Origin of the sequence: Thalassobaculum sp., from assembly GCF_040219215.1 — a bacterium.
Lineage (GTDB): Bacteria > Pseudomonadota > Alphaproteobacteria > Thalassobaculales > Thalassobaculaceae > Thalassobaculum_A.
This window is the reverse complement of the sequence record NZ_JAVJSX010000018.1, coordinates 83,112-95,568: the sequence shown is the minus strand read 5'-3', so window position 1 is coordinate 95,568 and position 12,457 is coordinate 83,112. Positions and strand designations below refer to the sequence as shown.

7 protein-coding genes and 1 pseudogene are annotated in these 12,457 nt (G+C 65.7%); 7 read left to right on the top strand and 1 reads right to left on the bottom strand.

The window, feature by feature from the left end:
* On the top strand, positions 1–659 hold a 659-nt coding region (tyrS, locus tag RIC54_RS14130), incomplete at its 5' end, for a tyrosine--tRNA ligase (RefSeq protein WP_350151123.1).
* An 88-nt stretch (positions 660–747) separates the two neighbouring features.
* Positions 748–1,542 carry a phytanoyl-CoA dioxygenase family protein gene (locus tag RIC54_RS14125; RefSeq protein ID WP_350088225.1) on the top strand — a complete coding sequence of 265 codons (795 nt, stop codon included), beginning with the start codon at positions 748–750 and terminating at the stop codon, positions 1,540–1,542.
* A gap of 6 nt (positions 1,543–1,548) precedes the next feature.
* Here the strand turns inward: RIC54_RS14125 and RIC54_RS14120 are convergent, their stop codons facing one another.
* Complete coding sequence (locus tag RIC54_RS14120) at positions 1,549–4,707, bottom strand: YhdP family protein (RefSeq protein WP_350088228.1); 3,159 nt, start codon at positions 4,705–4,707, stop codon at positions 1,549–1,551.
* Positions 4,708–4,850: 143 nt separating this feature from the next.
* Between RIC54_RS14120 and RIC54_RS14115 the strand changes: the two genes are divergently transcribed.
* The 5 genes and pseudogenes from RIC54_RS14115 to RIC54_RS14095 form a co-directional block, all read left to right on the top strand.
* A complete protein-coding gene (locus RIC54_RS14115) occupies positions 4,851–7,817 on the top strand; it encodes a bifunctional [glutamine synthetase] adenylyltransferase/[glutamine synthetase]-adenylyl-L-tyrosine phosphorylase (RefSeq protein WP_350088231.1) in 2,967 nt (988 codons plus the stop codon).
* A 28-nt stretch (positions 7,818–7,845) separates the two neighbouring features.
* A complete protein-coding gene (locus RIC54_RS14110) occupies positions 7,846–8,832 on the top strand; it encodes a ketopantoate reductase family protein (RefSeq protein ID WP_350088234.1) in 987 nt (328 codons plus the stop codon).
* Positions 8,833–8,960: 128 nt separating this feature from the next.
* Complete coding sequence (locus RIC54_RS14105) at positions 8,961–9,254, top strand: DUF1330 domain-containing protein (protein WP_350088237.1); 294 nt, start codon at positions 8,961–8,963, stop codon at positions 9,252–9,254.
* Between the two features lie 4 nt (positions 9,255–9,258).
* Positions 9,259–10,440: a pyridoxal-phosphate-dependent aminotransferase family protein gene (locus RIC54_RS14100; RefSeq protein WP_350088240.1), complete on the top strand. Its 1,182-nt coding sequence runs from the start codon at positions 9,259–9,261 to the stop codon at positions 10,438–10,440.
* A 93-nt stretch (positions 10,441–10,533) separates the two neighbouring features.
* A pseudogene (locus RIC54_RS14095) lies at positions 10,534–12,417 on the top strand (ATP-binding protein); the annotation flags it as partial.
* Positions 12,418–12,457 lie beyond the last annotated feature (40 nt).

Sequence of the window (12,457 nt, the reverse complement as noted above, 5' to 3'; positions counted from 1 at the left end):
GCTCCGACCAGTGGGGCAACATCGTCAATGGCGTCGAACTGACCCGGCGAGTCGACCAGCAGACCATTTTCGGCCTGACCTCGCCGCTGATCACCACGTCGTCGGGCGCCAAGATGGGCAAGACGGCGCAGGGTGCTGTGTGGCTGAACGCAGATCGGTTGAGCGTCTATGATTTCTGGCAGTTCTGGCGCAACACCGACGACGCCGATGTCGGGCGCTTCCTGAAGCTATTCACCGAGATGCCGCTGGATGAAGTCGCCAAACTCGAGGCGCTGGGCGGCACCGAGGTCAACGAGGCCAAGAAGATTCTCGCTACCGAAGTGACCGCGTTGTGCCACGGCCGGGCCGCCGCCGAGGAAGCGGCGGAGACCGCCCGTCAGACCTTCGAGGCCGGAAACTCGGCCGAGGGCCTGCCAAGCGTCGACGTCGCGCGTTCAGAACTGGCGTCCGGCCTGTCCGTGGTGGAGGCGCTGCGCCGGGCCGGTCTGGCCGCTTCGAACGGCGAGGCGCGCCGCCTGATCCGCGGTGGCGGCGCTCGGGTCAACGATCAGCCCGTCGACGACGAGAACGCGACGCTCGGCGAATCCAGCCTCGACGGCGATGGCGTGATCAAGCTGTCGTCGGGCCGCAAGCGCCACGCCCTGCTGCGGGTGGCGTAGACGTCACGGCATTCGGAGTTCAACGACATCCCCTGTCGGGTGTCGGGCCCATCGGCCGAGGCGTTGCTGAAGAACGTGGAGGAGGGCCTTGCCGTACTTCAAGATGGTCCGTCAGGCGTTGCCGGCAAAGACCGTGGCAGACGCTCGCCAATTGGCCAACGACGTCTGCCGGCGAAACGCGGTTGGCAAGTTCTCGGTCGCAAGCGAGTGGACCAACGCGACCGAGCGCCAGCGCGCGCTGGGGATCGCGGAGGTTTTCCTGAATGGCCCGGCCGCGGATCTGTTCCGCTCGCGTTTTGACGTCGAGCCCGCGCTCTGCCTGAACATAATGACCGTGCGCCATCAGGCACCAGAAGGCGCCGCAGAGGCGGTCGGATGGCACCTGGATCTGGGGTTCGTCGGAGATGATTCTCCATTCTTGGTTTCCTGGACCGCACTCCAGGACGTCGGCCGCGACCGACCTGGCCTGGAGGTCTGCGTGCCGGCAGGGTCCGGCCATAATCTCACGTCGTTGCTTGAAGCTTGGCGGCAACGGCGGTTGAGCAATGGCAGCCTGGTTTTCGACGACCGTGACCTCGATGAGCATCTTGGACAGGGCGGCTGGCAAGCCCGCGTGGCTCACGCAACCGAGGGCGATGCCGCGGTCTTCGACCAATTGGTCCTCCATCGCACCCAGCCGATGACCGGAGTGTTTCAGGAGCGTCATTCGATCGAGTTCAGAATGATGTCGCTTGACGCCCTACCGATGTACCAGCGCACGCAAACCGCAATCTTCGCCCAACGCAGTACGGAGGGCGGAGTCAGGCTCTACAAGGCAGTGAACGGCAACCCGCTTACCATGACGCTCGATGCGTTCTGCACGCTCGAAATACACGCTGGCTGAGTAAGCTCATCGTCCCCGGTCCTCACGCTTCAACGGGTCGACCTGTTCTGTCGACGGCGGCTCGACAACCGGAGCGTCGGCTGGACGTTCGGCGGTCGACAGAAGATCGCGCAGGAATCCCGGAGCCAGGGCGGTGAGCGGATTCACCGAGACCTTTGGGTTCTCCAACTTGCCACGGACCCGGAACTCGGTCGCCAACAAGCCCTCGCCTTCACCGCCGGTCAGCAGTTCACCGAACACCGGAATCTTGTCGATCAGTCTGGACAGGGAATACGCGGGGGCAATCAACCCAACGAAATCGGTCAGCTCCGACGTGCGGTCATAGGCCCCTTCAGCCTTGATGCCGAGGCCCGGCCCGTAGGCTACCCCGTTGCGCGCTTCGATGCGCTCCGGCGTCATGGTGAGGTCGACGCGCATGCGGGCAAATCGGATACCGTCGCCACGCAGCAGGTCGGCCAGCCCGGTGAATGACGCAACCGAAAGGACACTGGCCAGGACCGGGGCTTGAACCACGTGGAACTCCTCAATGCGGGCAGTCATCAACAGGCCGTCTTCCAGGCCATCTCCAGTCAGACGACCGTCCACCCCAAGCCGGCCGCCCCGGACCGTATCGACAATGTCCAGCGCCCGCAGGAACTCGCCGGCGTCCTCGGCCCGCAGGGTCAGCCGACGCTGGCCGTCGATCGGCTGGACCGTGAGGGCGGCGTATCCTTCGCCAACCCGCCCGCGCAGATCCAGGGATTCAAGCCGCTCTCCAGTGCTGCGGACCGCCAGGGTCGCCCGCGTGAACGTCGCCGTCTTTGTCAGGACCAACGTGTCCGCCGCCACCCGCAGGTCAAGCGCCAAGCGATTGGGCGGTGCCTCGTCAGCCGTCTTGGATGGGTCCGCTGCTTCGTCATCGGCGTCGAGAACGGGCGACAGGTCGATCATCGGACCACGCAGCGCCAGACGCCACTCGCCACTGTCCAAACGCTCGACCCGGCCGGCCGCGTCCGTCCGGCCTAGGCGCAGACGTGCGACATCGATGACCTTCAGGCGCGCGCCGGGAGCAAGCGTTGCGACCGCCTGGACAGCCATGTCTCCGGCCTTCAGGTCGAATTCGTCGACTGACACCGGGCTGCCGTCGCGGACCGTCATCCGACCGCGCACCGTCCCGCTGGCCCCAGCCGGCTTCTCCCAGCGGATGTCCGGAAACTGAAGGGCGGTGTTCTGCAGGTCGGCGGTGAAACGTACCGTTTCGACTCCATTGGGCCGAACTTCCGACTCCGCGGTCACATCCATGGTGCCGTCGATCGCCTCTCCCAGATCCAACCCGAAGGCAGCGAGACGCTCTCGCGTCGCCACGGTCTTGATCCGGCTGCGGCTGGTGTAGGAACCACGACGATGGAACCGCTGATCAAGCGCGACTTCTGCCGGTGCACCCAGCACGGTTCCCGTTCCCGAGAGCTTCATGCCTGCGCCGTTGAGGTCGAGGGTCAGTTCGGCATCATTCAGATCGTGACCCGCCACCACGCCGGGCAGGTGGACGTCGGTGAGATTGGCCGCCGCCGCCAGTTTCACCTGCTCTATCGTCAAGTCCTTGCGCAGCAGGAAATCGAAACGCAGTCGCGCACCCGCCAGGCCCGATACGTCGTCCGGCTTGATTCCGAGCTTCTTGGGGTAGCCGAGGGGCTGGTGGTCGATCACCCGCAGGGCATCGGACAGCGGTCCGCGCACCGCGACGTCGATGTCCGCGTACTCGACCTCCACCACCAGTCCCCGGATCAGCACGCGCGAACGATCCAGCGTCAACCGGTCCAGGCGCCCAGCGGTTATCGTGATATCGAAGCTGTCGGCATCGTACACCGCGGTGCCTTCCACGGCGGTGACTGGCGGCAGCGGGCGAAAGTAGTGAGTCGTCACCCCGGTGAAGTCGATCTTGCCGCCGATCGTATCGAGGCGCAGCGTTCCGACGTCCATCGGGTCCAGCCAAGCTTCGGCATGCGCGGTTGCCCGCGGCACGACGCCGTCACGCAGGTTCTCGGTGACCCATTCGCGCGCCGGCGGCGCGACGACTTCCGGCCAGTAGCGTTCCAGATCATTGACCGGCATCGACTCCGCCACGGCGTCAAGCGTCACCCCGTAGCCCGAACCGGCGCGCAACGCGGTCGCCGCAAGCGCGACCTTCGGGCCGCCCAGGTCAAGCGCCCCGTCCAGCTTGACCTGTTCAAGGTTGGCAGAAGCAGTGATCGTTGCCGTTCCGCGGGCGAGATCAACCGGTCGATCGATCAATCCGGGTATAGCGACGCGGCCAGGGCCGAATTCCAACTCGGCCGAACCAGAGAGTCCGACACCGGTAATGCCGGTCGAGATGCGTACCGCTCCGCTCACCGGTATCGAAATGCCCTGGAGCCGTTCCAGCGCCGGGTGAAGCGAGACCAGGGCGTCGACCGGCATGCCGTTCAGCCGCGCCTCCACGTCGACCCGCCCCGATGCATTGCGATAAGCGCCATGCCATTCGACGGGCGTCCGTACGCCTGTGTCCCATGCGACCGTCGCTTCACCGTGGAACGCCAGCCCGTCACGGGTCCGCAACAGCGCGGCGACGACACCATGTGCGGCGACGGATACTCCCCGCTGGTCGTCAACCAGCCGGATTCGAGCGCCGGATACATCGATCTCAAGCAACTCCGAAAGGGGGCTGCCAGGAGTTGTACCGGAGAACGCCTGCAGCAGCCCGGACAGGTCAAACTCAGTCGCCGGCCCGTCGGTTTCCGGCAACAGGCGCCAGCCGCCATCGGCCGTCCGCAGAACCGTGACCTTGGGATCGATGACGTTAATTCGTTTCGGTGCCAGCCGCCCGGCCAACAGCGCCTTGGGACTCAGTGCCACCGATATTGAGTCGACTCGCGCCCGGATGCTCCCGTCCGGCTCGATCATCGAGACGTCGGCTGCAACAACATCGAGCGCCCGATTCCAACCGCTCCAAGATACTTGGGTGACGCCGACCTCGGTTCGGAACCCCGCGTTCGGTGGGCTGAGCATCGTCTCGACGTAAGGCTTCAGAACGTCCAGAACGATCGGCCCGTCCGACAGGCGCCATGCGAGCACCGCACCCACGAGGACAACGCCAACGACCAACGCCAGGACGACCTCGAGGAGCACGACAGCGATGCGATGAATCACGGAACCGGAACCCCGTTGGCGGGTCTTGGAGCGATCCTCCCTGATATCACGTTCCTCCATGCGCGACGACGCCCCGTCTTGACCGCGGGACGCCGATCTCCGCACTCTGCCCTTGCCGCCGAAACTGTTGTCCCGAGAGTGTGTTGACCTTCCTGCTGCAGCCGCGAACCCCACCAATCCCGATGGATCCCAACGCCGTGCGCGTCGGTATCGAACGCTGGCAGGAACGCGCAGCCGAGCACGATGGTTCCGAGGCCCGGGACGCGGCCAGCGCCGTCCTCGCCGATCCCGGTTGCCGGGCCCTGATTGAAGGCATCGTCGCACACAGCCCGTACCTCACTCGTGAAACCCTGCGCGAGCAGACCTTCGTGGTTCAACTGCTGCGCAACGGGATCGATGCCGGTATCCGTCAAGTGTGGTCCGACTTCGACGCCGTTGATCCGTCGGGTAGCGTCGATGCCGTGATGAAAGGGCTGCGGATCGCAAAGCGACGCGCTGCCATAGCCATTGCCGTCGCCGATATCGCCGGACTGTGGAACCTGACCGAGGTCACCGGCGCAATCTCGGAGTCAGCCGAGCGCGCCCTTACCGTTTCCTGGCGTCACGCGCTGCTGGAGCAGATTCGGCGCGGCAAGCTGCCGCTCGACCCGAACGCCGAAGACCCGATCGCTGGATCGGGTCTGGTGTGCCTCGCGATGGGCAAGTTCGGCGCCCGCGAGCTCAATTACTCGAGCGACATCGACCTCATCGTTCTGTTCGACGATGCCTTGCCGATCTACGCCGAGCATTGGGAGTTGCGGCAGGCGTTCGTGAACGCCACGCGGACCATGGTCAAGCTGATGGAGGAGCGGACCGCCGACGGCTACGTGTTCCGCACCGACCTGCGGTTGCGCCCTGATCCCAATTCGACCCCGCCGGCGGTGTCGATGACCGCTGCCGAGACCTACTACGAGAGCATGGGCCAAAACTGGGAGCGCGCTGCCATGATCAAGGCGCGGCCTGTCGCCAGCGATCCCGACTCCGCCGACAGCTTCCTGCGCGCCCTCCGGCCGTTCGTCTGGCGGCGGCATCTGGATTTCGCCGCCATCCAGGACGTCCACTCGATCAAGCGGCAGATTGCCGTTCACAAGAAAGGTGCGGTGATCAAGGCCGAGGGCCAGAACGTCAAACTGGGTCGGGGCGGCATCCGTGAGATCGAGTTCTTTGCCCAGACCCAGCAGCTGATCTGGGGCGGCCGCGATGCCCGCCTGCGGGCCCGTGGTACCGAGGAAGCCCTGGCAGCGCTGGTTCAGGCGGGTCGGGTGCGCGGCGAGGTGGCCAATGCCCTGAAGCTTGCCTACCGGTTCCTGCGCAAGGTCGAGCACCGGATCCAGATGGTCGACGACAAGCAGACTCAGATCCTGCCGGACGACCCCGCCGAACTTGACCGGTTCGCGGCCTTCCTGGGCTACGAGGATCCAAAGGGTTTCCGCGGCGACTTGGCCCACCACCTTCACACCGTCGCCTATCACTATGCGCGCCTGTTCGAGGAGGCCCCTGCCTTGTCCATGCCGACGAGCGAGGCCGGGAGCCTGGTGTTCACCGGCAGCGACAACGATCCCGAGACCGTCGCCACACTCGCCGGTCTCGGATTCGAGGACCCCGGTGCCGTCGCCGAGACGGTCCGGGACTGGCACCGCGGCCGCACCCGCGCCACCCGCAGCGAGCGGGCGCGACAGCTGCTGACGGAACTGACGCCCGCCCTGCTGGCGGCGCTGGGCCGCATGCCGCAACCGGATCAGGCATTCCGACGGTTCGACCGGTTTCTCGAGGCCCTGCCGGCCGGCGTGCAGCTGTTCAGCCTGTTCCACGCAAACCCGTCGCTGATTGACGTGATGGCCGAGATCCTTGGCATGGCGCCGTCGTTGGCTTCGCAGTTGGGCCGTGAGCCGGCACTGTTCGAGGGCGTGCTGACTCACGATGCAATGTTGCCGCTTCCGGATGCCGACACTCTCACCGCCGAACTGGAACGTCATCTGGCGGCGGTCGACGACTACGAGGTGGGGTTAGACACCGCGCGGCGCTGGACGGCCGACCGGCGGTTTCAGGTCGGCGTGCAGATCATCCAGGCGCATCTCGACGCCGATCACGCCGGCGAGACCTTCTCCGACATCGCCGATGCGACCATTCGCTCGCTGCTGCCCCTGGTCGAGACCGAGTTCGCCGAGCGCCACGGCCGCCTGCCCGACGCCGACACACCAGCGATCGCCGTCCTGGCGCTCGGCAAGTATGGCGGCCGGGAACTGACCCACGGCTCCGATCTGGACCTCGTGTTCATCTATGACACCCCGCTCGACTGCGAGTCGGACGGCGCCAAGCCGCTGATGACCTCGGCCTACACCATCCGCCTGGGGCAGCGTCTGATTTCGGCGCTTTCCGCCAAGACCGCCGAGGGCGCCCTCTATGAGATCGACATGCGGCTGCGTCCGACCGGCAACAAGGGACCGGTCGCTACCAGCCTGGAGGCCTTCGAGAAGTACCACGCCGAGGACGCGTGGACGTGGGAGCGGATGGCATTGACCCGCGCCCGCACGGTCGCTGGCCCGGCAGCGCTGCGCGACCGGATCGAAAAGCATGTCCGGTCGGTGCTGACCGAGAAGCGCGACCCCGAAACGTTGCTTGCCGACATCGCGTCGATGCGGGCCCGCACCGCCAAGGAGCATCGCTCGACCAGTCCATGGGAAGTCAAGCACTGGCGCGGTGGCTTGCTGGACCTGGAGTTCATCGCCCAGTACCTGCAGCTTCGCGAGGCGCACCGGCATCCCGAGATACTGGACGGCAACACGGCCGAGGCGTTCCGAAAGCTCGGCGCCGCCGGCCTCCTCGCCTCGGAGGAGGCGGAGTTCCTGGCCAACGCCACCCGTATCTGGCGCAACCTGCAGGGCCTTCTGCGGCTTACCGTCGGACGCAACTTCGACCCGGAGGCGGCGCCGGAAGCACTGAAGCGGAGGCTGGCACGGACCGGTCGTGCCATCGACTTCCCGGCGCTGGAACGCAACATCGAGCGGGCCGGCGAAACCGTCCGGGCCGCCTTCGCCCGACACATCGGCGAGCCGGTGGAGACGGAGTGACCCGGCGGCGCCGGGAGAAGGAAGCACGATGCGAATCTGCGTGTTCGGGTTGGGCGCCATCGGCGGCCACCTTGCGGCCCGACTGACTGCCGATGGCCATCAGGTCTCGGCGGTAGCCCGCGGCGAAACGCTGGCCCATGTCAAAGCCGAAGGTTTGGTGCTGAGAAGCCGCGGCGAGATTTACGACCCGCACCTCAACGTATCCGACAACCCGGCAGACCTTGGACCGCAGGATGCCATCATCTCGACGGTCAAGACGACCGCACTGCCTAGCCTGGCCGCCGGCATCAGGCCGTTGCTCGGCCCCGATACGACGGTGGTTTTCGCGCAGAACGGCATTCCGTGGTGGTATGCCGACGGCATCGCCCCGACCCGGCCACAGCCCCCCGACCTGTCGCGTCTTGATCCAGGCGGCGCGCTTGCCGCCGCGGTCGCGTCCGAGCGGGTGATCGGCGCGGTGATCCACTCTTCCAATACGATGGTGGAGCCTGGAGTCGTCCTGCACGAGAACGACGTGCGGAACACTCTCCTGATCGGCCGGCCCGATGATCGATCAAGCGCGGCGGTCGACGGGTTGCGATCGGCCCTGAACAGCGCCGGCATCGACTCGCCGCCGGTTGCCGACATCCGTCAGGCGATCTGGGACAAGCTGCTGGTGAACATGACGGTCTCGATCATCTGCCTGATCACCGGGCAGCGAGCGACCGTGGTTCGCGACGATGACCAGATCGGTGCCCTGTTCGTGCGGGCGGCCCGCGAGGGTATGGCGGTGGCGTCGGCCCATGGCATCGACGTCAGCCGGTTCGAACCGGAGGCCTTTCGGCCGAAGGCCCCCGATCACATGCCGTCGATCCGCCAGGACTATGACCGCGGCCGACCGCTCGAACTCGAGACCATGTTGCTGGCGCCGGTCGCGTTTGCCCGCGCCGCCGGCGTCGATACACCCACCCTCGATGCGCTCGCCGCTATCGCGGTTCGCCAGGACCTCGATCGGCCCCTTCAGCCAAACGCGTGAACGGCTGGGAGTTTTGCTCATGCGCGGATGAGAGTTTTTCATCCCACGTCCGGTGCGATATCGGCCAGGATGCCGGCTCGCGCCGGGGTCCCGCTTCGGCTGACGATGCGACCGCCACGGAGGATGCCATGCCCTATGCCTATGTTGTTGCCCAGGTCGACGTGAAGGACGCGGCTGCCTACGAGGAGTATCGGGCACAGGTTCCGGCAACCATCGCCCAGTACGGCGGCGAATACCTGGCGCGGGGCGGAAAGGTCGAAGTCCTGGAAGGCGAGCCGCCGCTGGGCCGGGTGGTCATCCTGCGGTTCGCCAGCCTGGATCAGGCCAAGGCCTGGTACAACTCGCCGGAGTATGCCGGACCGCTTGCCATCCGGCATCGCGCCGCGGTGAGCCGGTCGATGCTGGTCGGGGGAGTGGAGTAAGCCCATGCCCCGTCTTGCCGGTCGACAGTTCCTGAACATTCCCGGGCCCACCAACATCCCGGACCGCATTCTCCAGGCCATGCACCGGCCCGCCCTGGATTTCATGACGCCGGAGTTCTTCGAGATCCAGATCGAGTGTCGGGACAACTTGAAGAAGGTCATGAAAACGACCGGCGAGGTGATGATCTACGCCTCGTCCGGGCACGGATCCTGGGAGGCGGCGATGACCAACATCTGCTCGCCAGGCGACACCGTGCTGATGTGCGAAACCGGGCGCTTTTCGGAATCCTGGGCAGAGATGTGCCGTGCCTTCGGGCTGAAGGTGGAAGCCCTGGAGAACCCGTGGGACCGTGCCGTCGATCCCAACCGGGTTGAAGACCGGTTGCGCGCCGATACGACCGGAGCCATCAAGGTTGTCGCCGTGGTCCACAACGAGACGTCGACCGGGATGACCCACGACATCGCCGGGATCGGCGCGGCGATCCGCGCCGCCGGACACCCGGCATTGCTGATCACCGACACGATCTCCTCCCTCGCCTCCATGGATTTCCGTATGGACGAATGGGGCGTCGACGTTGCCGTGGCCGGATCGCAGAAAGGTTTGATGCTGCCGGTCGGACTGGGGATCTCAGCGGTCAGCGACAAGGCACTGGCGGCGACCAAGACCGCCACGCTGCCACGCAAATACTATGACTGGAACGAACTCAAGACCGGCGAGAGTGGTACGTTGCGGTTCGCCGGCACCGCACCCAGCCATCTGTTCTTCGCCATGCGCGAAGGCCTTCGGATCCTCCTGGAGGAAGGAATGGACGCGGTGTTCGCCCGGCACGCCCGGCTGGCCGAAGCGACGCGCCGGGCGGTGCGGGCCTGGGGGCGCGGCAACGGCCCGACCCTGTTCGGACGGGACGAGCACGCACTCTCGAACTCGGTCACCGCTGTCTCGATGCCGGATGGCTTCGACGCCAACGTCTTTCGCGGCAAGCTGCTGTCCGAAACCAACGTGGCGCTGGGCGGCGGACTGTCGAAGTTGAACGGCAAGGTCTTCCGGATCGGACATCTCGGCGATCTCAACGAACCGATGATCCTCGGGTGCCTTGCCTCGGTCGAGTTGCAACTCAAGCGCCAGGGCATCCCCCATGGAGTGGGCGGCGTCGATGCAGCGGTCGAGTATCTTGCGGGAACGTGATCTCGGCAGGGACAAAGCCACTTGACGGATCGTTAACGGGTAGCGTCGCATGCTGCGCCATTGAAGCCAGTACCGAGTCCGCCCGACGTGCCGATGCGACTGTTGCCTGATGCCCGTGCGTTGATCGGCACCGACGGTGCCGAAGCGGGTGACGTTTGGCCTCGGCTCCTGTTCGCACTCGACCATACCCACATCGCGGTGGCGGTATGGGACGCCGAGGACCGGCTGGTCCACACAAACGCTCGCTTTCGCGAACTGTTCGCCCATGTCGGACCGTTCGACGGCCGGCCGGATTTCGCAACGATCAGCGAACGCACTCGGCGGTTCTTCAACGATGACCCCGTAATCAGCACCGCCACCAGCGAGCGTCTACGTCGACGCAAGCGCGGAAGCCCGACCGGGGAGTTTCTGTCAGTCGAGAACCGGGTGATCCGGTTTCACGACATCCAGGCTCCCGACGGTGGCGCGGTCACCATCTACGAGGACATCAGTCGTGAACGCAGTGTCGAAGCCACGCTCAGCGCGCTGGCCAAGACGCTCCCCGGCGCAATCTTCGAGTTGCGCCGTGGATCAGGAGCCATTGCCTGCACCTACATGAGCGACCGGATCCTCGAGCTGACCGGGAGTCCATCCGAAGCTTTCATCGCGGACTGGGGCCGGGCTTTGGGCGACTTGCTCTCCGAAACCGACACACGTCTTTTCACCGAGGGCTTGACCAACTCGGCGGGACAGCTGGACGAGTTGAACATCAGGCTACCCGTTGCCCGGCCGGCCGGTGCCACGCGCTGGCTGCGTGTGCGCGCCGCAGCCCGCCGGCTGACCGACGGGACCACGCTGTGGTCGGGGATCTTCACCGACGCCACCCAGTCGGTCGAAAGCACTGCCGCCCTGGCCCAGAGCGAGCGGCGGTTCCGGGATATCATCGACATCGCCTCCGACTGGGTATGGGAAACCAACGCCACCGGGCAGATCACGTTCGTATCCGATCGCTTCGTCGAGATATCGGGGATTCCTACGGACCAGTTGGTCGGTCGGACCCGACGCGAGCTGCCGTTCTACGACTGGGACGACCCGGGCCTGCAGGCCGTCGAGGAAGATCTGCGGGAGCGCCGGCCGATCCATGGCCGACGGATCCGAATCGTCACGCCGTCGGGTAATCGACAGGCCTCCCTGCGCGGCCGTCCCATCTTCGACGACGACGGCACCTTTCAGGGCTACCGGGGCACCGGCACCGACGTTACCCGCGAGCATGAGTACGTCCAGCGGCTGCACGATGCGATGGTCGAGGCGCAATCGGCGAACCGGGCGAAGTCGCGGTTCCTTGCCAACATGAGCCACGACCTGCGCACCCCGCTGAACGCGATCATGGGGTTCAGCGAGATCATGCAGGCCGAGATCTTCGGACCGGTCGGGCATCCGCGCTACGCGGAGTACGCTCGGGACATCCGGACCAGCGCTGCGCATCTGCTGGAACTGATCGACGATCTGCTGGATCTCGCCCGGATCGAATCCGGTCGGATCGAAATGCTCAAAGAGCATCTGGTGATCCGAGACATCGTTGACGAAGCGATCATGCTGGTGGCTCCGAGATGCGAGGCTCGCGGTGTTTCATTGTCGGTCACCGGCGCGGCCGATGCGCCGGTCGTCCACAGCGACGGGCGGGCAGTGAAGCAGATCCTGGTCAACCTGCTGACCAATGCATCGAAGTTCACCGAGCATGGCGGATCGATCGTCGTCGACATCAGACCGGATCCGGCCGGAGATGTCTGGGTGTCGGTTCGCGACGATGGCTGTGGCATTCCCACGACCATGATCGACGAAGTGACCAAACCGTTCGTGCAGGCGTCGGATACCGCCAACCGGCCACGGGATGGCGTCGGCCTCGGCCTTGCGATCGTGCGGTCGCTGACGGAAGCGATCGGGGCGGAGTTCCAGATTGAAAGCCGGATCGGTGAAGGCACGACGGCGCGCGTCAGATTGCCGTCTACGAAGGCCGCCTGGCTTCGGCTCGCAGTGC